Below are 26,352 nucleotides of genomic sequence, written 5' to 3'. Positions count from 1 at the left end.
GAATTATTTTCTGGAAGGACTTGTGGTTTTTTCATTTTCATCTTATTACATGGAGCTTAACGGCTTTCTCACAATCTAGATAAACGGTGTTCAAGGAGCAACACTTCGGTCATAAGCCAAAAAAATCAAAAATGAAAAAGCCATTTTCAATTTTCCTGTTTTATGCCTTAGTGCTGAACGCTCCTTTTACAACCTAGATAAACGGTGTTCGAAAGCCAACTCCTTCAATAGTAAGTCGAAAATTGAAAAAATATGAGAAACTATTTTCTCAATTTCCGCCTTACTATTCGGAGCTTAACGGCTTTCTCACAACCTCTTTACATGCTAAAATAGTAAATCAGACAAAATAAGGAGAGTTAGTAAAAAATGACATATGCTCTTGAGATAAATGAGTTAAGAAAAATATATGGGACAGGTGTGGAAGCACTCCGAGGCATTGATCTGACGGTTGAAGAAGGAGATTTTTATGCATTATTGGGACCAAATGGTGCAGGTAAATCAACAACGATCGGGATCATCACTTCATTAGTGAATAAGACATCGGGAAAAGTGAAAGTCTTTGGCTATGACTTGGATACAGATTTAGTACGAGCAAAACAACAAATCGGTTTAGTGCCCCAAGAATTCAACTTCAATCCGTTTGAAACAGTGCAACAAATCGTTGTCAATCAAGCGGGTTATTATGGTGTTTCTCGTAATGAAGCATTGAAACGTAGTGAAAAATACCTTAAACAATCTAATTTGTGGGAGAAACGCAATGTTCGTGCGCGGATGCTTTCAGGTGGGATGAAACGACGATTGATGATTGCCCGTGCATTGATGCATGAACCCAAATTATTGATTCTAGATGAACCCACCGCGGGTGTCGATATTGAATTAAGACGAGAAATGTGGGAATTTCTACGTGAATTGAATCACGCAGGAACAACGATCATTTTGACGACTCATTATTTGGAAGAAGCAGAAATGCTTTGTCGAAATATTGGAATCATCCAATCGGGTGAACTGATTGAGAATACCTCTATGAAAGCCTTGCTTTCCAAATTACAATTTGAAACGTTTATCTTTGACTTAGCACCTTATGATAAAAAGCCAGAGATCATTGGCTATACAAGTATCTTAGAAGATGAACGCACACTTGCGGTTGAAGTGGAGCGTGATCAAGGAGTGAATGGGATCTTTGAACAGTTAAGTGCGCAAGGGATCAAAGTCTTGTCTATGCGCAATAAATCCAATCGCTTAGAAGAACTTTTCTTGAAAATTACGGAAGAAACTTATCATATGGAGGCAACGAAGAAAAATGTTTAATCTTTATTTTACTGCATTAAAAAGTTTAGCAATCAAAGAAACCAATCGCTATATGCGTATCTGGGTACAAACGCTAGTACCACCAGTGATTACTACGTCTTTGTATTTTATCATTTTTGGGAAAATGATCGGGGGACGAATCGGTGATATGGGTGGTTTCTCCTACATGGAATTTATTGTTCCCGGATTGATCATGATGTCCGCCATCACAAGCTCTTATTCAAATGTTTCTTCTTCGTTCTTTTCACAAAAATTCCAAAAGAATATCGAAGAGATTTTAGTTGCCCCTGTACCAACACATGTCATCATCTGGGGATTTGTGATCGGTGGGTTGGGACGGAGTGTCTTGGTCGGTGCATTAGTCACAATGATTTCTCTATTTTTTGTGCCATTACATGTCTATTCATGGACGATCGTTGTATTAACACTATTGATGACCGCTATCTTATTCTCGCTTGCTGGGTTGATCAATGGGATTTTCGCCCAATCTTATGATGATGTGTCCATTGTACCAACGTTTGTGTTACAACCTTTGACTTATCTTGGCGGGGTGTTTTATTCGATTTCGATGTTGCCACCGATTTGGCAAGCCATCTCAAAAGTAAATCCAATTGTTTATATGATCTCAAGTTTCCGTTATGGTTTCTTAGGCACCACAGATGTGCCAATCTTCATTTCGATTGCGATCCTTGTACTGTTCATTGTAGTGCTTTATTCAACGTGTTGGTACTTGATCAATAAAGGTAGAGGGTTAAGAAGTTAAACGAACGAGGCGAGCTAACTCCTTCAATAGTGAGTCGAAAATTGAAAAAATATGAGAAGCTATTTTCCCAATTTCCGCCTTAATATTCGGAGCTGACCGGCTTTCTCACAACCTAGATAAACGGTGTTCAAAAAGCTGACCTTCAACATTAAGCTAAAAAATTGCAAAATATGAAAAGCTATTTTACAATTTTCTATCGTACTGCTCAGGTCAAAACGCTTTTCTCACAACCTATGATAAACGGTGTTCAAGGAGCAACACTTCGGACATAAGCCAGAAAAATCAAAAATGAAACAGCCATTTTCGATTTTCCTGTCTTATGCCTTAGTGCTGATCGCTCCTTTCACAACCTCTTTGCTTCTTTTTCTTTTTCCTTGTATAATGGCAACAATGTTTTTGATGGAACTTTTTATATAGCGAAATGGAGTGTACTTGATGAAGAATAATTTTTGGGCTGAACTACCTACGCCCTTTTTTGTATTAGCACCGATGGAAGATGTAACAGATGTGGTTTTTCGCCATGTTGTCCAAAAGGCCGGTGCGCCGGATGTGTATTTCACCGAATTTACTAATTCAGATAGTTTTTGTCATCCCGATGGCAAAGAAAGTGTCAAAGGACGTTTGACATTTACTGAAGATGAACAACCGATGGTGGCACATATCTGGGGAGATAAACCGGAATTTTTCAGAGAGATGAGTATTCAACTTGCCGAGATGGGTTTTAAAGGAATAGACCTCAATATGGGTTGTCCGGTACCGAATGTGGCAGAACGTGGAAAAGGTAGTGGCTTGATCCTACGTCCTGAGGTTGCGGCAGAATTGATCGAAGCTGCAAAAGCTGGAGGGTTACCGGTAAGTGTAAAAACACGTATTGGCTACACAGAGCAAGCTGAAATGGTTGATTGGATCAGTCATTTACTAAAGCAAGATATCGCGAATCTTTCTGTTCATTTACGTACACGCAAAGAAATGAGTAAAGTGGCGGCACATTGGGAACTAATTCCTGAAGTCGTTGCCTTGCGTGACCAAATTGCCCCACAAACGAAGTTGACGATCAATGGTGACATCCCTGACCGTCAAACAGGGCTTGAATTAGCGGAAAAATATGGTGTAGATGGCATCATGATCGGCCGAGGTATTTTTAAAAATCCATTTGCCTTTGAAAAAGAACCGAGAGAGCATTCAGCAGAAGAACTTATTGATTTACTGCGCTTGCAACTAGATTTACAAGACCACTATGCAAAAGAGATCCCACGTTCGATCACAGGCTTACATCGTTTCTTCAAAATCTACGTCAAAGGATTTCCAGGAGCCAACGATTTGCGTGTGCAATTGATGAACACGAAATCTACTGATGAAGTTCGGGCACGATTAGATGAATTTCAACATAAAACTGAATAAACAGTTGAGGTTGTGACAAAAGTCATCAACCAAAAAAGCTGTGACATCTAAAAAATATGAAAATATTTTCGGATGTCATGGCTTTTTTTGACTGAATTGGCTTTTGAAGGCTGTTTATTCAGTTTTAGCTAACAATGGCTATCTAGATTGTATATTTCACGCGTAAATAATACTGAGTGAAAAATGATAAAAAATGAATTAAAAACAAAGAAAAATGAAGAAAATTTAATGTAACGTATGTTATTTGAGCGTTTTATTTTATGACATAACAAATTTAATGATATCCTAAAATTTATCAGATGATAAAAATTTATAGAACAAGAATTGAGTAGGTGGATGTCATGAAAAAAGTCATTGTAACAGGTGCAGGAGTTGCGGGATTAAGTGCAGCTGTACGCTTGCAAAAATTAGGCTATGAAGTAACATTGTACGAAAAAGAAAGTGGCCCTGGCGGCAAGATGAATCAAATCAAAAAAGATGGGTTCACGTTTGATGTGGGGCCAACGATCGTGATGATGCCTGAAATCTATCGCGAAGTATTTGAATTTTGTGGGAAAGATCCGGATGACTACATTCCGATGGAAAAAGTCGATCCTATGTTGAAACTCTATTTCAATAAAGAAGAACCAATCGAATTTTCAAATGATCTCATTGAATTGACCAAAACGCTCGAAGCGATTTCCCAAGAAGATGCGCAAGGCTATTATGCGTTTCTAGCGGATATCTACAAGCGTTATCACATAGCCAAAGAAGCATTTATTACTAAATCCTTTCGTGGTTTTTGGGATTTCTATAATCCTAAATCACTATGGGCAGGGATTCGTCTAAGAACATTTAGTGATGCGTATTCATCGATTGCTAAATTTGTTAAAGATGAACGTTTGCGAAAATCATTGGCGTTCCAAACCTTATACATCGGTGTTTCCCCATACCAAGGTCCATCGTTATATACGATTATCCCGATGATCGAACTTTTATATGGCGTTCATTTTATCAAAGGAGGTATGTATACTTTAGCAACCTCACTAGCTAACTTATTAGAAGAATTAGGTGGAACGATCCATTATAATACACCCGTTGATGAATTGATCATTGAAGATAAAGTGGCAAAAGGTGTTCGAATCGGACAAGAACGAATAGAAGCAGATGCGGTCGTTTGTGGTGCCGATTTCCCTTATGCAATGAAAGAGTTGATTCCTGATGAAAAGAATCGTGGGAAATATACGGATAAGAAAATCGATAAGATGGAATACTCTTGTTCTTGTTTCTTACTATACTTAGGTCTAGATAAAAAATATCCCGGGGACTATCTCCACAGCATCTATTTCGCAGATGACTTCAAACGAAATGTGGATGATTTATTTGAAGATGGTCGTTTACCGGAAGATCCATCCTTTTATCTATACCGTCCTACGATCATGGATGAATCATTAGCCCCTGAAAACCATGAAGGATTATATGTATTAGTACCAGTTCCAGAACTTTCAAAATACGAAGATTGGTCAGAAGCGAAAGTCCAAGAATATCGTCAAAAAGTATTGACATTATTAAAAGAAAAGACGGACTTTACTGATATTGAAGAGCATATCGTTTCAGAAAGTTTTTATACACCAAAAGACTTTGAACAACATTTCAATGCCTATAATGGTGCAACATTTGGGTTGAAACCAACCTTAAAACAAAGTAACTATTATCGACCTCATAATAAATTTGCTTCTGCTGAGAATCTTTATTTCTGTGGTAGCAGTACACATCCCGGAGCTGGTGTACCAATCGTGATGCAAAGTGCTAAGCTTGCGGTAGAGGAGTTGGTTAAAGATGACAAAAACTAATCAGGAACTGTTTGAAAAACACGCAGACGATTTTGCCTATTGTGAAATTGTGATAAAAAAATATTCAAAATCGTTTTACGCTGCGTTTTCTCAACTTCCTGAAGAAAAAGCAAAAAGTGTCTATGCCATTTATGCTTTTTGTCGCTTGGCAGATGATACAGTTGACTTAGCGCATAGTGAGGAAGAATTGTTGGCACTAAAACACCAACTAGATGCTTTCTCCATGGGTAAAATTCCTGATGAACCAATTTGGCGTGCCTTGTCGGTTGTTTTTTCCGTTTATCCCATGACCTTGTCTCCGTTCTACGACATGATCGCAGGTCAAAAGCAAGATTTAGTCTTTACACAGCCAGAAACATTGGCTGACTTAGAAGACTATTGTTACTATGTCGCAGGTAGTGTCGGCTTGATGTTGTTACCTTTATTATCTGACCAAGCAGAAAAAATCCAGTCACAGGCAAAAAGACTGGGTGAAGCAATGCAACTCACAAACATTTTACGAGATATCGGTGAAGATAATAAAATGGGACGAATTTATTTACCAAAGGAAATGATGCGTGCCCATGGTGTGACTGAAACCATGTTACAAGCAGATAAACCTGCGAAGCCATTGATTGATCTATGGGAAGCGGTAGCTAATGAAGCAGAGAAAAAATATGAAACTTCTTTTACGATGCTGCCGTTTATTGACCGTAATTGTCAACTCGCATTAACTGCTGCTGCAATGATCTATAGAGAGCAATTAAGCGTAATCAGAGAAAATAACTATTTCATGTTAGATCGTAAAAACTATGTCAGTCAGATAAGAAAAATCCAACTGCTGAGAAAAGCAAAAAAATATGTAGAAACCCTAATAAATAGTCCACAACAATCAACATTATAATTGGTATGATAGCATTGATAATCTGATGTATCAGAAAACGGAATGAGCACTCGCGGAAAGTACCGTTGCGAGTGCTCATTCTTTGTTTATCATGACATTTTGAACAAAAAATACATTGTTTATTCCATTATTATCGCTCTTATAAATAACATCAATGTTTTTCTGTTCTGTTTTTTTGTATTTATAAGTAAAGTCTTTATATTTAAAAACGATGGTTATTATAAATAAATGTAATATTCAAACGAGAATGATGGTAAGATTATAATAAACGGGGATTTTTAGCTTTATCAAATTTCAATCATAGAAGCTCTTTCTATAAAATCTTTGAGTTCAAGATTCAGTGAAAGAGGTCAGGAGTGAAAAAATGGAAGTATGGGAGATCGTTGAATTTGTCAGAAAGCAAAAAGGAATAACGATTGCAGAACTTTGTGGAGAGGAAGCTAGTCGTTCTGTTTATAAACGTTTTATTCAAAATAAAGCAGATACGACAGTCAGTAAGTTGACTTATTTTTTGAAAAAATTAAATTTGGACTATGATGAATTGCAGTTATTTAATTTTCCCAATGATTTATCTGAGGTCAATCGATTGATGCAAGAAGCGGTAGTCGCTTTTGAAAAGAAAGATAGTTTAGAATTACATAGTATTATCATGTTGTATGAAACAGAAGAACCTGATTCTCAAAGAGAACGTCATCTAATCAGTCTTTGTCGCTTGATGATCGCTCAATTAAAAGAGGAAAAAATCGATGTGCTATCTTCAGAGGTTTATCAGTATTTAATGAAGGCACAAACATGGACTCGCTACGAAATTTTTTTGTTTACTAATTGTATGTATGCGTTCCATCCTAAATTTATCGATTTGATTTTAGAAAAGTCGTTTCTTAGTTTGGCGGTCTACGAAGAAAACCGCAGCGGGCAAAGTGAGACATTTCGCATGTTGGCAAATGGCCTCATTCTATTTATTAAAAATCAGGATCTCCGCCTGGTTTGGAAATATGGGGCGAAGTTAGAAGAGTATTTCCTTGAAGAAGAACTATACTATGAGCGTAACTTGCAACTATTTTTACAAGGCGTCTGGTATGTGATCAAAGGTAATAAGAAAGGGAAGTATCACGTAAAAAACGCTTTAGCAGTCAGTTGCTACTTGGATTCAAAGCAACAATATCAAAAAAAATACGAACTGTTACGCTTCGTGGAGCAGGCGTACCATGTTGATTTTGAACTCAAGAATGAGTTTCCCCCCGCTAGTAATTGAATGCTATCTTAAAATAACTAATCTTATACGAAAAGAATTGTGCGTATACGACGAAGATCAACCTTATTCGGCGTATTTTATTTTGACCAGTTGAAAATCAAGTATGATGAACTAGTCAAAAAAATTTTAGGAGGTACAAAAATGGCAGGAGTAATTGCAGTCACACCCGAACAACTGAAGTCACAAGCACAGGTTTATTCACAGGCAGCCTCTCAGATCCAAGAGGCGATCCGTAAAGTAAATTCAATGAACCAACAAATCAGTCAACAGTGGAAAGGACAAGCATTTCAAGCTTATTTGGAACAATACAACCAGTTAGAAGGTAATGTTCGTCAAATGGAAGAACTTCTTGAGAGCATCAATCAGCAGTTGAACAAGTATGCTGATACGGTTGCAGAACGCGATCGTCAAGATGCAGGTTCGTTTGGATTTTAACTTGATGTTCAAACAGAAGTCACTTTGCTAGTTTTTCTTAAACGAATCACATGTGCAACAATACACAATGTGCAGCAGAGCATCTCAGCTATAGCCTAAAAAGAGGATATGACAGAAGTGCACATCGCCATGATATAAGCGTCAAAATCCGAAATCAGCTAGCTATTTTTGGATTTTGACGCTTATTTTGAAAGGTAGAAATACAGACAAGTCACTTCTGACCCCATGCTCTTTTAGAAGGAGGAGAACAACTTGAAAAACCATCTGAAGCAAAAGCAGCCATTTATCCTTGCGATCATCGCAAGTTTATCTTTGCTTCTTTTCTTTGCTTATATTGGCTTTAAAGAAAAGAGTATCATCACGAGCACCGCCAGCCCGACGACAAAAATGCAATATGTTTTGGTAAATGAGGATCGAGGAGCAGATTTTGAAGGTCAGCAGTACTTGTTAGGAACCGATTTTGTGACACTGATCAATAAAGATACTGCCAATCGTTGGGAAACGACTACGCGTAATATTGCAACAGCAGGACTAGAGAACGGCCAATTCGATGCAAAAATCATTATTCCCCAAGATTTTTCGGAAAAACTATTATCTTTACAAAGTATCAATCCAGAAAAAGCGATCATCGAATACCAAGTTCGAGATGGTCAAAATGAGATAACTAACCAAATGATCGAAGAACAAGTGAATCAGATTTTAACAAACTTCAATCAGCGTGTTGTGCAGATGTATTTCTCTAGTATTGTAGGAAATCTCTCTGAAGCGCAGCAAAACGTGAATAAAATGACGAATACACATAGCAATTATCAGCAAAATCTAGAAAATAGTATCTATCAGCCATTCCAAAATATTCCAGACAACTATGCGAGTGTATTAGACTCAACTAGTATGTTAGATACAACAAATAGTGCATTCAAGGCACAACAACAGGCCTTTGTTGATTCGGTACAATCTCTTTTGGAGCGCAATAATACAAGTTTAGAAGAGACTCACAAAGAGACAGAAAATGTTCAGGAGACAATTGTTGATTATACAAAAGAAGCGAATGAAAAAATCACTGGAGCGATCGATCAATTCAATCAACAAGTCATCTTACAAAAAAATCAATTAACCACTCAGTGGGAGAACGCAACAACTGATTATAGAAATCAATACGACTTGTTCAATGATGCGATTTTAGCTCAATTTAGTAACTTTTATACACCAAATGAACAAAATAGTTTCGGTATTTATTGGGATTTCTTGGCTCAGGCAACGGCGTTTCAAACCAATCAACAAACCCGCATCGAAGAGATCCAACAACAAATTACTGAGTTGGAGAGTCAAGTAGAACAGCTAGAACGCTTAAAAGGTCAAATTGCCAATGCGTATTATAATGATCCGACAAGTACACCCGCAACTGCGACAGAAGTTCAAGTGAAAAATGCGATTATCAAATTGATGACAAATCAAAGCAATGAACCCAAATTAGATGGGGCGTACCAATCAGTTATCGAGGAGACATTGCCCCGGATCTCGGTGGATAGTTTAGCTCTATTATTAGCTGAATTACAAAATCAAGCAGTGATCAGTCAGGATCAGGCCGCCATTTTCAATGATGAGCTAGCGATTGTTACACGCTATGCCCATGATTTTGACCGACCAATCGGAAGTGAAGCCTCTTTTGCTTATCTTGAACCGAAAGCACAACATGATGCAATGATTTCTTTACCCACCACCAATCAACAGATGTCAATTGAGTTAAATCAAGATACGTTCCTCTCGATACAAGCAGAAGAAGAGCAGCAAGGAATCCTCTTTTTTGATCCAACATATGATTTTACAGAAATGGAAACTCAATTGAATCAGTTACTAGCCCCCTACAACTATGAAACAGCAATCCGAGTAGATACAAATCATTCATTCACAATCGTACAACCTTGGACGATTGAACCGAAGGAGGAAACGGAAGAGACATACCAGCGTATAGAATATCCTTCGCTACCAGATAAATTGAACTTTGAAGTAAGCATTCCTTTAAAGTGGCAGTTGACTCCAGAACAACAAACTACTTCATACAATCAGGTGTTTTACACATGGATGATCAATGAACGCGAACAACCAATGAGTGAATTCTCGGTATATCTTCCAATGGATCAGCCATTGATTGATGATGTGCCACACATCTTGGAACAGTTTCAACTATTAAGTACGACTGCGCAACAAATCGTCACGCTATTTGGTGCACCGCACCATTCTATAACGATTCCCGCATATCGACAGATGATCGATCAACCAGAAAATACGGGGAGCTCCCTTATTGAATTAGCTGATTCTCGTTCGATCTACTGGCTATATAACAATCTTCAGGAAAGCGATAAACCTTCGATGATCAGTGAACAACTATATCAGGAATACAAAAAAACAGGGGATCAGTTGTATAGCGATACCGAGAATCAAATCATTGCATTACAAGCAGTCATTGGTTCTCCTGGGACTAAAGAACCTGAAGAACTAAAACCAACCTTGTACGGTACCTTGCAACTAATGACATTACCACAAACATTTATGGAAGAAGCGGACAAATTAAACCACTGGTTCGCCTCTGCGAATCAACAAATCCATGCAGTATACGACAGTTGGCAGCAAACGGCACAAACAGAAGCGGAATCTGTCATCTCGGAAGAAAATCCACATCCTAAAGAAAATGAATACGCTCTGATTGAAGCTCAAACAGCCAGTCTGATCGAAACGATGCAAGGCTTGATGGCAAGTTCAAAAGCAGCAGCTGAAGTTACCGGTCAATCTGCGGCAGAAGTAGCTGATATCACACCTACGATCGATCAGCTAAAAGAATCGACCATCGAAGTACAAGAGAATGCCACCACTATTTTAAGTAATCTAAGTACCTCTCTTGATGAATCAGCACAGACTGTCTCTGAAAATCAAACATATGCCGAATCATTTAGTGAAGTCCTTTCGAATACAAAGAATGGAGGAGCAGACAATCCACATGTCTTTAATTTTTTAGCAAGTCCAATTTTAGGACAAGGAAGCTTTGGCCAAACAAGACAAAGCTCATTGACTCCTTACTATGTGACATTGATCGGTGGCTTTATGATTCTGTTAGTATCCTTTCAATTGTCTAGCGTGATGAAAAAACGTGTAGTGACTTCTGTCGATTTGTTAGTCACACCGAACCGTATATGGAAAAACGTGCCTAATATGGTGGCGGTACTCAGTGTAACGTTAGTTCTGTCACTTATTTACAGCGTTTTAACGACCACAGTATCAGGAGTCGCGCATTCTTTTGTTTGGTTCGTTTATGCATTTTTAGTCTTTGCTAGTGGTCAATTGATTCTTTTAGGGTTCATGCGCCAATTCAAAAAAATCACGTTGTATTTATGTGGTGGGATTTTTGGCTTGTTCTTCATGTTGACTCCTTTGTTGGGCGTAGCAATCAAAAATGGCTCGTTGACAGAATGGCTCTATCGTCTGTCACCTTTACAGAATATTCAAAACGGGTTTAATGTGCTGATGAATGAGGGTGCCATCGGTTGGGGAAGTTATCTCATGCTCGTTCTATTCCTGATATTTGGAGTGATACTGAATTTTATTGTCCGACCAGAAGAGAAAAAAGAACGGTCAAATGAATAAACGGAGGTATAAAATGGTTCAGAAAAAAATAGGGGGACTTTTCTGTTTGTTGGTAGTTTTACTATTTTTAAGTCACCCGAATGTCGCAGTCTCTGCAAGCACACTCACTATCAATAACCATGTGATCTACCAAGAAAGGGAAGGCATCGAAGATCATAAAACAACATTTATAGTGCATGATTTATTTTTAGAAGATAAAACAAAATTAGACCAAGAACGTGTCCAACAACAAAGACAACAGATTTCTACTGCTCACAACCTCGTCTTTGTGTCGGAAGCAACTCCACAGCCACAGGTCTTTGAGCAAACAATTACACCCCAATTATTCAAAGAAGGGCAAATGTCTGTAGGACATCAGGCGTCAGCTAACCCAAATCACACAGCTATCCAGGGAAGAATTGTTTTGTGGATCTTACTTCTACTAGGAAGTATTTTACTGACTATTGGAGGCAATTATCTTGGTAAAAAGTTTTCACAGCAGAAATACAAAAATGATTAAAGGACTGTTGTAGTTGGATAGAAATCAAGCAATTGGGATAAGTTTACAAGTCAAAGAAGAAATCATTGACTTACAGATCCCGACCCAAGTAACGATTACACGATTAAAAGAATTACTAAAGGAATCTTTCATACAAAATGGTTCGTCCTTGCCAGAGGTGTTCGACTTAGTGGTATTGAATAAACCGATCCGCTTAAAGGAAGAGGCATATGTGGCAGACTATCCATTAAGTGAAGGCGATCATTTACTGATCCATGAATCTCAACAAAAATCGGAGGAACGAACGTGACCCACATAAAAGATATTTCTGAAACGATCATGATTGAGACAACAACTGATGCTGTCAAAGTGACACTGAATGCTAAGCAATACCAACTCGATCGTTTAGAACAGTATCAACTATTCTTAACACAGAAAAAACACTTGCTCTCTGGACAGATCGTAGAATCTTCAGAGGAAAAACTCGTCATTCAATACCAGAAAAGTAAACAAATCTATTCTTTGCAAGAGTACCTTAAACGAACAGAACTTTTTCAACGATTATTACTTGCACAAAAAATCAATTTCTTATCCGAATTTTTGAGTAGCCCGATCCAGCCGTTCATCCATCCAGCCAATCTATTTCTATTTGGAGAAGAAATCATCGTAGCACATAGAGGTTTTGCGCATTCAATTATTCCTTATGAAATAACCGAAGAAGAATTTTTGAAGCAATATCGTGCCTTGATCCTGACAATTTTACATCCTAAGTTCGATTATGAGCAACTGATTGAAGGAAATGGCACATTGAAGGACGAGTTTTCTAAACGAATCCAAAGAGCAAACAGTGTCGCAGAAATCGACCGCATGATTGGCGAACAAGTCGTACAGCAGAAAACGAAACGTGCATCAGAAATTCAAATGGTGAACAAAAGAAGCTACTTTATGTTTAAGTGGGGCACGCTTTTATTAAGTATTTCAACAATAGGTTTAGCGCTTACAACAGGTATCTATGCGTTTGATAAACTTCCCGCACAAGAACGGATCAGTTCTGCTGAAACGCAATATATTGCTAATAATTATGCTGGTGTTTTGACCACATTAAAAGATGATAAACCCGAAGATCTCCCTTCTGGTGCCCAATATGTCGCTGCAGTCAGCGCGGTACAGCTGGATAATTTGTCGAATGAGCAAAAGACAGCTATCTTAAATAACATTTCCCAAAAATCAAATGAGAATACTTTGCTTTACTGGATCTATATTGGACGGGGGGATTTTGAACGATCATTAGATATCGCACAAAACCTCGGCGATCATCAATACATTTTACATGCCTACACCAAACTATACGACGCGACGCGAGCAAACAACAAGATGAGTGGACAGAAGAAGCAAGAGTTATTAACAAGTTATGAGGAAGAAATCAATAAGTACTTAGAAATCTTAGAAAGCGAGACGGATAGTAATGAAGCAAACTAAGCCAATTTCAATAACTGATCAAATCCAACATTCCGTTTCAGTTCTTTATGATCTTTTTTACTTTGGTTCGACGTTTATTCATAAACAAATAACAGAAAAAAACAATCAAGTAATACTGGACGATCGAACACTCTCCTGTGAAGACGGACAGCTTTTTTGTGGAGAAGAATTAGTCAAGGATGAAAAGTTTCTCCTCGTTCATCATGAAAATTTGAAAACGGTAATCGTCAATAAGCCAAGGGAAAGCGTCTATCTATCAAATACACAAGACTCGGCGATCCGTATTGATTCGAATGCGTTGATTTTTATTCATCGTAATAGTACTGATGACTATCAAATAAAAATCTATCCTAGTAAGGCCAAGATTTATTACAATCACCAACGTGTAGAAAAAGGTGTATTTCCATTTTCTGTAGGCGATCAATTGATCATTGATTATCTCATGATTGAGATGCGTGAGAAACAATTAAAGATCTCAGATTTAAAAAATCAGCTACAGTTGGACCCTTGGCAGTTGCTCGAAGAACCCTACATTCCCGAGTATCCAGAAAATTTTCCAGCATTTAGGCGTAGTCCAAGAATCCATTTAAAAGAGCCAAAAGAAAAAATAGAGATCCAAGCGCCTAAGCAGAAATCTAATGAAGGAAAGAATGAGTGGTTGAAAACTATCGTTCCACCGTTAGGTATGGTTGTTTTAAGCGGTGCGACAAGCTTTTTGAGCGGGGGCAATCCAGTTATGTTGATCAGTATGGGAGGTGCTAGTTTACTTACAACAGGTTTTTCTGTGTCGAGTTATTTTACAAACAAAAAAGAAATCAACAGAAAAAATCATATGAGAGAAGAGCATTTCCGTCAGTATATGATCAAAAAAAAGTCAGAGCTTAATGTCTTACAGCAAACACAAAAAACAGCATTAGAATATATGAATCCTTCACTGGATGAATTAGCATTGATGGCTAAAGATTATCATGCGAGGATTTATGAACGTATGACAGTGAACGAAGATTTTTTGACTGTCCGCCTAGGAATCGGCGAAATCAATGCTAGTTTTCAAACAAACTTTCAGCCGGTAGAAGAGGATGAACTGAGTAATGAAGCGTTTGAGCATCTTAATAGTCCCTATAAACAACTTGGAGATGCCCCGATCATCGTTTCACTTTTGGAACAGACGGTTGGCTTAGCAGGAACACCAAGTATTTTACGAACAGCATTACAACTCCTATTATTTCAGTTATGTGTGTTGCATTCTTATCGAGACGTCGAATTCATTACACTGATCCCGTCGGAAGAGTACGAACAACATTGGCGAGAATGGCGTTGGTTACCTCATAATAAAATCCGTTCTTTAAATCTAAGAGGAATGGTGCATACCCCCCAAAGTCGAGACATGATTTTGAATTCTTTTTATCAAATAGTGGCAAAAAGAAAACAACAAGTCCGTGAAGCGGGAAATGAAAAGGTACATTTTCAGCCACAGTATGTTTTTTCGATTTTGGATGAAAGTTGGTTGGCAGGTCATGGATTGAACGAGTTTTTAGCCGAAAACTTAGGAGACTATGGAATCACGGTCATTTGGGGAAAAGAAACGTTGAATATGTTGCCAGAAACAACGACTACTTTAATTGAATATCAAAGCAATGAAGCAGCAACGTTGATTAATCAGGACAATGAATATGTGAACCAGCGTTTTATTCCCAATCATTTGCCGACAACCTATCCAATCGAAAAAGCCATTCGGCGTTTGGCGAATCTTCATCATGTGGAAGTAGAGAAAAATGCCGTACCTGACAGCTTGAGTCTATTGGATCAATATGAGGTCAAGACAGTTGAAGAACTAGCGATTTCAAATCGCTGGGCTACTGCGGAACCTAATAAATCGATTCGTTCATTAATTGGTTGGCGTGGAAAAAAAGATTTAGTTTACTGGGATCTACATGAACGAGTCCATGGACCACACGCCTTAGTCGGCGGTACAACTGGTTCAGGGAAATCTGAATTTTTAACGACTTATTTGATCGGCTTAGCAATCAATTTTTCACCAGAAGATATTGGTATGTTGATTATTGACTGGAAAGGTGGCGGAATAGCCAACACCTTAGATCATTTGCCCCACTTTATGGGCGCAATCACTAATTTGGATGGCGCTGGAACTACGCGAGCCTTAGCAAGTATCAAAGCGGAGCTAGCGAAACGCCAAAGAGAGTTTGCCAAATATGGCGTAAACAATATCAACGGGTACATGACTTTGTATAAACAAAGAAAGACCCCAAAACCAGAGGTTATTTATCCACAAAAACCTTTGCCCCATTTGATTTTAGTTTCGGATGAATTTGCGGAGCTTAAAGCCAATGTTCCAGAATTCTTAGATGAGCTCACTTCTGTTGCCCGAATCGGCCGTTCATTGGGTGTCCATTTGATTTTAGCTACCCAAAAACCTTCTGGCGTAGTCAATGATCAGATCGAAGCCAATAGTACGAGTAAAATTGCCTTGAAAATGGCGAGTGTCCAAGACTCGAATGAGCTACTCAAAACACCAGATGCCGCACAAATCACGAATCCCGGAAGAGGTTACTTGAAAGTTGGCGAAAATGAAGTGTATGAATTATTTCAAAGTGGCTATGCTGGTGTTCCTTATGATCCGGAACAATTGATCGAAGAAGTGATCGATGAGCGGGTCTTTAAAATCAATGAATTGGGCCAATTGGAATTGCTCTATGATCCAGATATCGAAATCATTCAAGGAAAAGATACACGAGATTTGCCGACACAATTAGAAGCTGTGATTGATAAGATCAAGACAATCTTTGCCGATTCTACCTACAAATTGCCGGATAAGCCATGGCTACCGAACTTAGATAAGCAGATTATGGCGCCAAAAATAAAACAGTCAGAAGTTCGTAATCTAGCTATCCCATTTGGTTGTTTAGATATTCCTTCTGAACAAAAACAAATGAATTATACCTTCAATCTCGAAGAAGCGAGTCACACATTGATCGTAGCTAGTCCAGGCTATGGGAAGTCGACAGTGTTACAAACTCTTGTAATGAACCTTGCCCGTCAAAACACCCCTGCAACGATCCAGTTTCATTTAATTGATTTTGGGAATAATGGTTTATTAGTACTCAAGGAATTACCCCATATTGCGGATATAGCGACTTTGGAAGAAGATGAAAAACTGCAAAAAATGCTTGATCGCATCGAAAAATTATTGGCAGCACGCAAAAATTTGTTCAAGCAAGCTGGTGTCGCGAATCTAACGCAATACGAAACAAGAACAAGAGAAAAATTACCGATCTTAGGAATCATTCTTGATAGTTATGATGGCCTGAGCTTGGAAGATAAGCGCAAAGATAGAATCGACGAAGTGCTTCTTCAACTACTAAGAGATGGTGCCAGTTTGGGTATCTTTCTTGTGATGACCGCGAATCGTGTAGGAAGTATTCGGACTAACATGATGAGCAATATTGCCACTAAGATAACGCTATATTTAAATGATGAAAATGAAATAAATATGATCATGGGCAGAAATGCTTTGTCACCTGAAGCAATCAATGGTCGCGGACAAGTCTTACTGGCTGCGCCAACTACCATTCAGTTTTATCTTCCAACGAATGGGAAAAATGATGCTGAGTTACTTCAAAATCTGGAAGAAGAAATAATAGAAATCAATCAAGCTTGGACAGGCGAACGTCCTGAGAAAATTCCAATGGTGCCAGAAAATCTAACACAGAAAAGTTTCGCTTCTTATTTTGTACAAGATGACGAAAACAAACTGTATTTAGGATTGAACAAAGGTACTTCATTAGTAGAATCGTTCGACTTGTTCCAGCGCATGAGATTAGGGATCTTTTTCAAATCCAATAAGCAACTTCGTGCGATGATGCCTTGGCTGCTTCAACAAATTTGTCAAGAAAGACAAGAAGAAGTGGTGTTGATCGATGCAAATGGAACACTCGAACCAGCAAAGCCGAAAGTTTCACTATATTTGGACCGTTCATGTCTTAGTGAAAAAGCAACAGCCCTAAAAGGGGCTTTAGAAGCTCTCTTAACAAATGAAACTGGCAAGAGAATCATCATTATCAATGGTATCGCAGACTTGGTCGATAAATTAACATTGAACCCTGAGGAAGTTACCGCTCTGCTAAGTGGAGGAAACGAGCATTTACAGTTTGTTTTTCTCGATCATATGACGAAAGTGGGTAATACCTTTGGCGGAATCACTATGTTCGTAAAAGAAAACATCGATCATATTTTATTTGGTGGAAGCTTACAAAATCAATTATTTATTGAAAATCTTTCTTATCAAGAAAAAAACGCAATAGTTGCTAAAAACGTCCTACACAGTTTGAAGGATGAACACTTGGAAGCTTTGGTGTTTCCTACGGAGGAAGAAGCATGAGAGAAGAAATGATCACACCGTTTTTGCCACTAGGTAGTATCTTAAGACTAGTTGGGACAGAGGATGACCAACTGCTCTATTTTGTCGTTGCTCGTGCCATCGCTAAAAATGAAGAAGAAAAAGTGATATCGAGATATCGAGTAGCCCCCCATCCGTTTGGCGATGTGCCAAGCCAAGAAGTTTTTTCTATCCATGCCGATCAAATCACAGAAGTGCTGTTTGAAGGCTTTCAAAACCAAGACGATGAAGAATTTTTAGATGATTTGCTGAAGCAACTTAGGGATGCGCCCACTAGACCACAACTCGTGCAAGAGGAGCAACCTGTACCGATTGTAGAAACCATAAAAATCAATGAAGAAGAGAGATTAAAAGAAGACCCATTCTATCAATTCAGATAAGGAGAAAAAAGATGCCGAAAATCGCTTCTCAGGAATCCACTGCAACAGCAGCCGTATCAGGAATAAAAAATGTATCTGTTAGTAGTAGTAAAACAAGTTCTTTAAGCAAGAGCACGATCAGCAGTATGAAAACAGGAGTAGAGGTCAGTAACAACCTACTCACCGATATTTCAAATCTAGTTACTTGTGTCAATGAACAGGCAAACAAATTCCCTCAGCTTGCTCAAGCAATCGCAGTCAGAGACAGTCAAACAAGATTCAAGTAAGGAGTCAGTATGGAAAAGGAAGAGTTGCTCGCTGAATATGAGCGTAAAATCAGCAACAATGAACAACGATTGGAGCATCTGAGCAAAGAAAAACAGCAGTTAAAACAATGTATGCATCATTTAGAGATGGATATGCGAAAAAGCTTTCGAGAAATCCAACAATTCACAGAAGAATTAGTATCTCAAGGAAATCAAGTTGCTCGTTGGGAGAAGAATGAGAATGAAGGAAAAACAACTTACTTCACACAGTTGGTAGAAAACCAACAGCACCAACTAGATCAAGAATACTTAAAAGGTGTGATCAAACTTGAAGAAGAACGTACGGAACTTCAGAAAGAAAGGAATAAACGATGGGACTAATTTATTCAGCCACAGAGTCTTCTAATTTAATGAGCAATCTGACCACTAATTTATCGCTTGCTCGTACAACGATCACCCAACTACGAACAGGTAGTCAACAAGTTGTTCAAGCGGTTGATGGCAAAAAACTCTCAGGAGCTGCTTATCAAGCTGGGAAAGGGCTGTTTTCTGATTTGATCATTCCTACAATCAATCGGGTAAACACTGCGGTGCAAGGGATTCAGTCAGTCTTGAATCTTTACTCTTCCGCACACCAAATGATTGCCAGTGAAGGATACTTGGACGAAGATAATTTAAGCGGACAGATTCGTGCCAAAACATTCGCTAAACAATCGATCGATAACCACGCGCAGACGATTAGGCAGATCGCCAATACAAGCATATTACCCGGCATTACAGAAATGCTCAGTGATTTTCATCGAAACTTGATGCGAATGGCGGACAGCCTGCAAGAAGATATCTACAACTTGCAACGCAAACAACAAAAACTTCATGCCTTTAACTCCCAAACCAGTGGACTGTTCAATAACAGTCTGCTGGAATTGAAACTCGCCATGCAAAGCGTATTAGTCTTGAACCAAACAATCGTCAAGGCAGACGGTAGTTATGTATTGCCGAAAGGAGTGGATGGTAGTTGGTTTGAGAAGTACAAACCAAACGGACAAGCTTTGTTGGAAGAATCTTCAAACAATGCCTACTTAGAAATGTATGCGGAGATCGAAAAATTGGTCCAACCCCTGAAAGATGGGAAAACCGACACAATCAGACGACTTGAAATGTTGCTCAGCAATTATCCTGATGCATTGGTAAATAAGTTGGCATCCAACGATGAATTTTTGATGCTTGCTAATCATCTACCATCAGGTATGAAAAATAAATTATTTAGCGGTCTTGCAAAATACGAAATGTTCGGTAAAGCCGTTGCCCAAGGGAAATGGATTCCTAAAATCGATACGATAGGCAAAGCCTATCAAAATTTCACTAAATTTACCTCTCCCGTAAAAACCTATGTCAGAGAAGCCTTGAAGAAATCTCAATTTGTGCAAGGAGCTAAAAATTGGGGTGTTGCCAAAGGATTAGGAACGGCAGGCCAAGTAGCTACCTATGCGCAATTAGGCATCACTTTCGCCGCCAATGCTGTGAATGAATATGGAAAAACAGGAAGTATTGGCAAAGGAATAATAGGTGGTGGAATAGAGATGGTGAAGAGTATTGGTCCTTTAGAGGGAATGACGATTGGGAGTGCTATCGGAGGAGCTATTGGTACCGCAATCCCTATTCCGTTGTTGGGAACAGTATCGGGAGCTGTAGGAGGTTCACTAATTGGTGGAGCTATAGGAGGTATAAATAAGCTAGTGCAACTTGTTAAACCGGATATCTATGATCGTGCAAAAGATGGGGCTTATAGTTTACATGATAAGGCGTCTGAAGCTATAAATGATGTCACAAAAAAGATAGGGAAATCAGTGACACAAAATATACGGACCGTAAAACGTGCTTACAGCAACATTCAGGTAGTAGGTAAATCAATAGGAAAGGTGCTATCTTCAGTAAAAATATTAGGGGTTAGCGTTAGTGGATAAAAATCATGAAACAGCTATTCAATGCAACATTCGGAGAAAGTTTAAACTTAAGTAATGATACATTTGTTACTTTTATGAATAAAGACGTTAATCAATTACCCGATCCGACAGGTGGTAAAAAGGTAGTTGCTAGAGTTGTCGGAGTACTATTACTAGCCTTTTTAATAGGAATCAATTATTTGATCGCCGTTATATCCACAAAAATTAGTGCAGGAGAACTAGGACCTAGTCCACTTCCTACACCAGATATCAATTTTTTACCAATGTGGTTGTTTTATTTATTATTTTGTATCTGGCTAATTTTAGTTTTCATTTTTAGGGATAAAGGGGAGTATTACCTTACAAGAATAAGAGGTCAATTCAACTTAAACTTATATATCATTTGGTTAGTGATAGAGATGAATCTTTTATTCATAACTGTATTTTTTAAACCTCTTACCATTTTAGGTATGTTGTTCGTGCTAGGCTCAATCGGGCTAGTAGGCTATGTCGTGTTTAGGAGTAAAAAACGTACGATTGAATATGTGTTATATGAAGTTGAGAGAAAAAAAGACAGGGTAGATATACTGGTAGATAACGTAATGAAATTAGCAATAAAATATGGCTGGATGGTTGTGATTATCGTCATGATATGGAAATTCGTATTTCCAAATAGTGATGAAGTACGAACAGATTTTGTTGGATTCATAGGTATGTTAGGTATGTGGATAGCTATGGATATTGCAATAATTTTTGCAGAAGCCTATCTATATTTTCCCTATCTATTACAGGGGTATTATAAGAAAAAATACACAGAACAATACCGCAATTGGGAAAGGAAGAGTCAGCTAGAATGGTACGGAGAGAAGCATTTTAATAAGCATATCAAAGGAACTGATAGAGAAGAAACAACAAAAACACAAGGAGTAGATATTTAAAAATTAGAAGAGATTAACTCTAATTGGTGAAGAATATGAAAAAATTATTCAATGCGACGTTTGAACAAAGTTTAAATTTATTAGATGATCCATTAGTTGATTATATGATAAAAGATACATCTAAACGTTCGCTATATAACGGAGAAAGAAAAATTTTACCATTGATTCTATTTCTAATGCTAGTTCTTTTTTCTTACGGTATAGCTATTCTCTCAAGAAACTCCATTTTATATCCAAATCCTAGTAGTTTTCTTCCAGTTCCGAGCATTAATTTCTTGCCTCTAACCTTATTTTGGATATTGAATATTATCTATTTATGCTTTTTTATTTTTTTTCAAACGAAAAGTAGATTTAGTAACAAATTATTTATTAAGTTAAATAATTTGAATAACTACATCATACTGCTGGTTATACTAATGAACCTCTATTTTTTAACAATTTTTTTCAAGCCACTAACATTTTTTGGCACTCTATTTCTGTATCTATGTGTTATTTCAGTTGGATATGTATTGGTGATCAGTAAATTCAATAAACTAAAACGTCTTTTATTTAACCAGACTTCAGAAATGAACAGCTTTGACTCGAAAATAGAAAAATTAATGTATTTGATTTTAAAATGTGGTGGGGGTTTGATTGTTGTCGTGGGTATTTGGAAATTTATATTTCCAGATACTGGAGAAGTTCGTAACGATATTATTGGATTTACTAGCATCGTATTCATGTGGCAGGTGATGAATATTGTAATCATAGCTGCAGAAGCATACATGTTTTTTCCATACCTATTACATGGTTATTATAAAAATAAATTCTCAGAAGAGTATCGTCGTTTGGAAGGGAAAACACAATTAGAATGGTATGGAGAGAAATATTTTAACAAACATATCAAAGGAACTGACAAGGAGGAAATATATAATGAATGAGGGGAAAAAGTTATTACCATTAGGAAGTGTCGTGTTGCTTGAGGAAGGGTTACAAAAATTAGTCATCGTTGGAAGAGGTGCTGTATATACAGATCAACAGTCGAAAAAAGATACGTTTGCAGACTATATGGCAGTACTTTATCCCTCAGGATTAAATCCTGAGACCACGATTTTTTTTGATCATAAAAATATCGATAAAGTTGTTTTTGAAGGATATAGTGATGAAGAAGAAGTGAGATTTTTAGAGATCTATAGCAAGTGGGAGACTGACGTGAAGCAAGCAACCAGTAAACCACCCCAATCAATTCCGATTGGATTTGATTGACAGATGAGATACCATGTTATTTTAAAGTGTTTGAAATGCTTTTTCTATTTTAGGAAAATATAGGAAACAGACAAATTTGTAATCGTCTATTCAAAAAAGCCGAATCAACGGCGTTGCTTGTTGATTCGGCTTTTTGAAGTACGGACTGTGAATAGGGTCGCTATTGCTACATTATTTATACGTTTTTTCTAATTTTCTCAATTCTTCTAGCATCGCTTTTCTGCGTGGGTATTTTTCTTTTAGTTCTTTGATCAGTAATTGAACAGAGATGGTGCTACTTGGAAGGGTGGCCATTTCGGCGATCAACAAAGCCATTTTATGATACCGTAAACGTGTAGTCGTCTCAGCAGCCATCCGCCGTAATTCGTATTCATATTTTTGAAGAAGTGCTTCTGGAAATTGCTCTCTCAAGAAAGAAAAATAGCGACTTGCTTCTTCCAGTCCTGGTGACTTGAGGACATAATCCAACAATAAATCATAACGTCTTTCTTTTGAATAAAACAATCCAACGTCTGTACGATATTTTAATTTTTCAAATAAGTTTTCACGTACCTCTTCCCACTGATCAATCGAATATGTTTTTTTCAATTGATGGATCAAATTCATATCGACGGTCTCTCCCTCTAATAGAAGATGCAAGACTTGTTCCGCATATAGCTCTTTTTCCCCTAGTTTATGATAAAGATTTTTTAATGCATAGCGATGCAAGGTGACCATATCAGAAGAGTGTTGATCTAATACAATACTTTCATTCAAAACAGTGATTGCTTCTTCATATGCTTTCTTTTGCATCAGATAGTCAATATATTGTGAACGAATAGTTGGAGATTGCCAGCTTTCGCGTGCACGTTGATGAATTTGATTGTCTGTATAATTCAAATTTTCCATTTGGCGAATGGATAGCAGTCGTTTGTTTTTATAGTTTAAGTGTCCGTTATTTTCAGATGTTTGATCAAGTTTTTGCTGATCCTGATCAGAGTACTGTTCAGGGAATTCTTCATGTAAAATTTGTTGGATATAAAAACTAGATTGGCTTGCGTTATTTATTTTAGCCGAAAGTTTAGAATATATACGTTGTTTTTCTTGCTCAGACGCATGTCTAAGTAATTTTTTCCATAGAGAGTAACATTGATGCATGATAAGGCTGATATCATTTTCTACATTATGTACCTTTGCTAAATCAAAGTGTTCAACTATTCTGTTCATTAATTCAAATGCATGAAGGATCTGTTTTTTTGCGATGGATGTATCAATAAGACTGTTTAAAAATTCAGACAGTTCTTTATTGATGTTTTGAAGTGTACGATCATGAATATTGCTTCCAGAATAATGGGTATGTTTTTCTAAAATAACAATCATTTTATCGTAATCGTCCATATTTTTGATTGCAGTATGTTCTTGGAATCGTTGAGCTAGTTCTTGGTTCTCTTTTAAAATAATTAATAGAAAGTCTTGAATATCTTGCTCATTTGCATATGAAATCAACTTGACCAGTTCATTTGCTTTTCTCTGCTCTTTTTCTTGTTCATATTTGAACAAGGTAGCCACGACATGAGGACAATGGCCTGTGTCTTCGTGGGAGCAACTGCAAGACAGACCATAGAATTGGTTGTCATCTGTTAATTGGATAAGTATGTCATACTCCTTCTTGTTTTCTTCTGTGACTTTTGCGATGATTTTTTCTTGTGTAAACAAACATCCATGAACGCGTTTTTCAATAAACATTTCATAGCCATGATCTAAATCAGATTCCCAAAAATCGTTTTTCCAATCTTTCATAAAATTTCCTCCTTTAGTTATCTTCATAGTTTAATTTTACCGAATAAATCAAAAGAAAACAGCAATTTTTTTCCAGTACGAAGATTATTTAATCTATTATAAAAGTAATAATAATATAAAACCGTTATTTTAATTTTTAGATAACTAAAAGTGACTCTGATTTACATCAAACTAAAGAAATTTTTCCACGAGCGGCTGGTTTTCTGGACGTTTCTCTTTTTCTGATAATGCAATCTGTTTAATGAGTCCATCTAAAGTGATTACTGCCATTTCTTCTTCCACTTTTTTTTGTAATCGAGAATAAGTTGCAGCCAAGACTTCTTGGATATTAGCGCCTACCACGCAATTCGGATTTGTTTTTGGATCTACTTGGATCAAATTTGTGTTGCCTTCAATACTTCGATAAATTTCCAATAAATTGATATTTTCGGGAGCTTTCGCAAGTACGGGTGTTGGTTTCCCGCTTGTTGTATGGATAAGATCTGCTTTTTTTAATTGACTCATGATTTTTCGAACATTTGTTGGATTCGTTTCAATGCTACTTGCAATCATGTCGCTTGAAAGTAAATCAGTTCCTTGAAATATGTGGATATAAGCTAAGATGTGGATCGCATCGCTTAATTGTAGAGAATATTTCATTAAAATCCATCCTTTCAACTTGATTTCTTGACTTATCTTAGCATACTCTTTATGATAATGGTGTATTTTAAAAATGTACAGCTGTATGAACAAAAATAATCAATCAATAGGGAGTGGGAATATGACTTATTTAGTAACAGGAGCAACTGGAGGATTTGGACACTATGCTTTAGAAGAATTAAAGAAACTGGTTCCTTTGGAGGAAATCTATGTCCTTGCTCGTAATGAAGAAAAGGCACAGAAATTAATTGAAGCAGGTCTTCAAGTTCGCATCGGCGATTATGCTGATCGTGAGACGATGGTACAGGCGCTACAAGGCATCGATCGTCTATTATTTGTATCAGGTGTACCGGGAAACCGACAAGCTGAACATCAACATGTTGTAGAAGCAGCAAAAGAAACAGGGGTTTCTTTTATTGCCTATACTAGTTTTGCGGATGCAGATCATTCGACTAGTATCCTGGCTCCAGACCATCAATTTACAGAAAAAATCATCAAAGAATCGGGTATTAAACATACCTTTTTACGAAATAACTGGTACTTAGAAAATGAGATGCCATTGATTGGAGTAGCATTGAAAACTGGTCAGTTTGTTTATGCAGCTGGCGAAGGGAAAACCGGTTGGGCGTTAAAGAGAGAGTATGCAGAAGTAGCTGCAAAAGTATTAGCAGGAATGGATTATCCTGAGGTCTTAGAATTATCTGGAAAACCAATCACCTATCAAGCCTTGGCAGAACAAGTGGCTAAAGTAAGTGGGAAATCTTTAGACATCCTTTCATTGGCTCCGGATGAATTTACAAACAAACTAACAGCGTCGGGATTTTCTCAAGGTGGTGCAGAAATGACGACCGCAATCCAAAATGATATTCGCAATAATCAGTTAGATGTAACTTCTGATGATTTTGAAAAAGTATTAGGACGCGAATTGACTTCGATAGAAGATGGGTTAAGGGAGTTAGGTATCTAGCTAATTTACGTAAGAAGTAGAGTTTGTAGAAAACAACTTCTTACTCATTACTTGTGTTGTTTTTCTTTTGAAATTCAAATTAAACGTAAGTCGAGTAGCTAAGAGTCAGTTGTTGATTTTTAGTTTCTCGACTTATTTTTGATGGTGTTGTTTAGTTAGGTTTCTAGTTTAAAGGAATTTCATTCTTGCCTTATCTCAGCTATTTATTGTTTTGTTTTAATTTGTTTTATAAGGTTTAACATAAACGTTTTCCTGATTTAAATATTTCTATCACTTGTAAATCTTAATAATTTTGTGGCTGAAAAGAGGTATATAGTTGTGTATAA

Annotated in this window: 22 protein-coding genes; 20 read left to right on the top strand and 2 right to left on the bottom strand. The window is 37.4% G+C overall.

Annotated elements, in window-relative coordinates; genetic code table 11:
* The first annotated feature begins 366 nt into the window (after nt 1–366).
* The 19 genes from IGJ14_RS13570 (at nt 367) to IGJ14_RS13480 (ending at nt 22,641) form a co-directional block, all read left to right on the top strand.
* The gene (locus tag IGJ14_RS13570; protein ID WP_010734030.1) at nt 367–1,308 is read left to right on the top strand and encodes an ABC transporter ATP-binding protein; all 942 of its coding nucleotides are present in this window, start codon (nt 367–369) and stop codon (nt 1,306–1,308) included.
* Nucleotides 1,301–2,071 (top strand): ABC transporter permease, encoded by a 771-nt coding sequence (locus IGJ14_RS13565; protein WP_010734031.1) that lies wholly within the window; start codon nt 1,301–1,303, stop codon nt 2,069–2,071. The genes IGJ14_RS13570 and IGJ14_RS13565 overlap by 8 nt, the downstream gene beginning before the upstream one ends.
* Before the next feature lie 435 nt (nt 2,072–2,506).
* The gene (locus tag IGJ14_RS13560; RefSeq protein WP_019722719.1) at nt 2,507–3,472 is read left to right on the top strand and encodes a tRNA dihydrouridine synthase; all 966 of its coding nucleotides are present in this window, start codon (nt 2,507–2,509) and stop codon (nt 3,470–3,472) included.
* A 341-nt stretch (nt 3,473–3,813) separates the two neighbouring features.
* Nucleotides 3,814–5,304 carry a phytoene desaturase family protein gene (locus tag IGJ14_RS13555; RefSeq protein WP_019722718.1) on the top strand — a complete coding sequence of 497 codons (1,491 nt, stop codon included), beginning with the start codon at nt 3,814–3,816 and terminating at the stop codon, nt 5,302–5,304.
* Nucleotides 5,291–6,187 carry a phytoene/squalene synthase family protein gene (locus tag IGJ14_RS13550; protein ID WP_195339450.1) on the top strand — a complete coding sequence of 299 codons (897 nt, stop codon included), beginning with the start codon at nt 5,291–5,293 and terminating at the stop codon, nt 6,185–6,187. Before IGJ14_RS13555 ends, IGJ14_RS13550 begins: the two co-directional genes overlap by 14 nt.
* A gap of 364 nt (nt 6,188–6,551) precedes the next feature.
* Entirely contained in the window at nt 6,552–7,442 is an 891-nt protein-coding gene (locus IGJ14_RS13545; protein WP_019722717.1) for an Rgg/GadR/MutR family transcriptional regulator, read from the top strand.
* A gap of 141 nt (nt 7,443–7,583) precedes the next feature.
* The gene (locus tag IGJ14_RS13540; protein WP_019722716.1) at nt 7,584–7,877 is read left to right on the top strand and encodes a WXG100 family type VII secretion target; all 294 of its coding nucleotides are present in this window, start codon (nt 7,584–7,586) and stop codon (nt 7,875–7,877) included.
* 252 nt (nt 7,878–8,129) lie between these two features.
* Nucleotides 8,130–11,516 (top strand): type VII secretion protein EsaA, encoded by a 3,387-nt coding sequence (gene esaA, locus IGJ14_RS13535; RefSeq protein WP_195339452.1) that lies wholly within the window; start codon nt 8,130–8,132, stop codon nt 11,514–11,516.
* A 13-nt stretch (nt 11,517–11,529) separates the two neighbouring features.
* Nucleotides 11,530–12,015 carry a hypothetical protein gene (locus tag IGJ14_RS13530; protein ID WP_019724357.1) on the top strand — a complete coding sequence of 162 codons (486 nt, stop codon included), beginning with the start codon at nt 11,530–11,532 and terminating at the stop codon, nt 12,013–12,015.
* A gap of 13 nt (nt 12,016–12,028) precedes the next feature.
* Complete coding sequence (locus tag IGJ14_RS13525; protein ID WP_010734040.1) at nt 12,029–12,304, top strand: hypothetical protein; 276 nt, start codon at nt 12,029–12,031, stop codon at nt 12,302–12,304.
* On the top strand, nt 12,301–13,473 hold the full coding sequence (gene essB / locus IGJ14_RS13520) for a type VII secretion protein EssB (protein WP_195339453.1): 1,173 nt from the start codon (nt 12,301–12,303) through the stop codon (nt 13,471–13,473). The genes IGJ14_RS13525 and essB overlap by 4 nt, the downstream gene beginning before the upstream one ends.
* Nucleotides 13,460–17,872: a type VII secretion protein EssC gene (gene essC, locus IGJ14_RS13515; RefSeq protein WP_195339454.1), complete on the top strand. Its 4,413-nt coding sequence runs from the start codon at nt 13,460–13,462 to the stop codon at nt 17,870–17,872. Before essB ends, essC begins: the two co-directional genes overlap by 14 nt.
* The gene (locus tag IGJ14_RS13510) at nt 17,869–18,270 is read left to right on the top strand and encodes a DUF4176 domain-containing protein (protein ID WP_019723818.1); all 402 of its coding nucleotides are present in this window, start codon (nt 17,869–17,871) and stop codon (nt 18,268–18,270) included. Before essC ends, IGJ14_RS13510 begins: the two co-directional genes overlap by 4 nt.
* Nucleotides 18,271–18,281: 11 nt before the next feature.
* Entirely contained in the window at nt 18,282–18,536 is a 255-nt protein-coding gene (locus tag IGJ14_RS13505) for a hypothetical protein (RefSeq protein WP_010734044.1), read from the top strand.
* Between the two features lie 9 nt (nt 18,537–18,545).
* Complete coding sequence (locus tag IGJ14_RS13500; protein WP_019723819.1) at nt 18,546–18,896, top strand: hypothetical protein; 351 nt, start codon at nt 18,546–18,548, stop codon at nt 18,894–18,896.
* Nucleotides 18,887–20,479, top strand: a complete 1,593-nt coding sequence (locus IGJ14_RS13495) for a hypothetical protein (protein ID WP_019723820.1) — start codon at nt 18,887–18,889, stop codon at nt 20,477–20,479. Before IGJ14_RS13500 ends, IGJ14_RS13495 begins: the two co-directional genes overlap by 10 nt.
* A 5-nt stretch (nt 20,480–20,484) precedes the next feature.
* Nucleotides 20,485–21,396: a hypothetical protein gene (locus IGJ14_RS13490; RefSeq protein ID WP_195339455.1), complete on the top strand. Its 912-nt coding sequence runs from the start codon at nt 20,485–20,487 to the stop codon at nt 21,394–21,396.
* Nucleotides 21,397–21,431: 35 nt separating this feature from the next.
* The gene (locus IGJ14_RS13485; RefSeq protein WP_039730073.1) at nt 21,432–22,316 is read left to right on the top strand and encodes a hypothetical protein; all 885 of its coding nucleotides are present in this window, start codon (nt 21,432–21,434) and stop codon (nt 22,314–22,316) included.
* Complete coding sequence (locus tag IGJ14_RS13480; RefSeq protein ID WP_019723025.1) at nt 22,309–22,641, top strand: DUF4176 domain-containing protein; 333 nt, start codon at nt 22,309–22,311, stop codon at nt 22,639–22,641. Before IGJ14_RS13485 ends, IGJ14_RS13480 begins: the two co-directional genes overlap by 8 nt.
* A 171-nt stretch (nt 22,642–22,812) precedes the next feature.
* On the opposite strand, the gene IGJ14_RS13475 is transcribed toward IGJ14_RS13480, so the two are convergent.
* Both IGJ14_RS13475 and IGJ14_RS13470 read right to left on the bottom strand, forming a co-directional pair.
* Nucleotides 22,813–24,420, bottom strand: a complete 1,608-nt coding sequence (locus IGJ14_RS13475; RefSeq protein WP_430608067.1) for an SWIM zinc finger family protein — start codon at nt 24,418–24,420, stop codon at nt 22,813–22,815.
* A 171-nt stretch (nt 24,421–24,591) separates the two neighbouring features.
* Entirely contained in the window at nt 24,592–25,059 is a 468-nt protein-coding gene (locus IGJ14_RS13470; RefSeq protein WP_019723027.1) for an Rrf2 family transcriptional regulator, read from the bottom strand.
* A 121-nt stretch (nt 25,060–25,180) separates the two neighbouring features.
* Between IGJ14_RS13470 and IGJ14_RS13465 the strand changes: the two genes are divergently transcribed.
* Nucleotides 25,181–26,026, top strand: a complete 846-nt coding sequence (locus IGJ14_RS13465) for an SDR family oxidoreductase (RefSeq protein ID WP_019723028.1) — start codon at nt 25,181–25,183, stop codon at nt 26,024–26,026.
* The last annotated feature ends 326 nt before the right edge of the window (nt 26,027–26,352 follow it).

Source organism: Enterococcus sp. DIV1304_2 (assembly GCF_050555445.1).
GTDB classification, from domain to species: Bacteria; Bacillota; Bacilli; order Lactobacillales; family Enterococcaceae; genus Enterococcus_B; species Enterococcus_B pernyi.
Note: the sequence above shows the minus strand (reverse complement) of the source record. Positions and strands in the feature narration are given on the sequence as shown.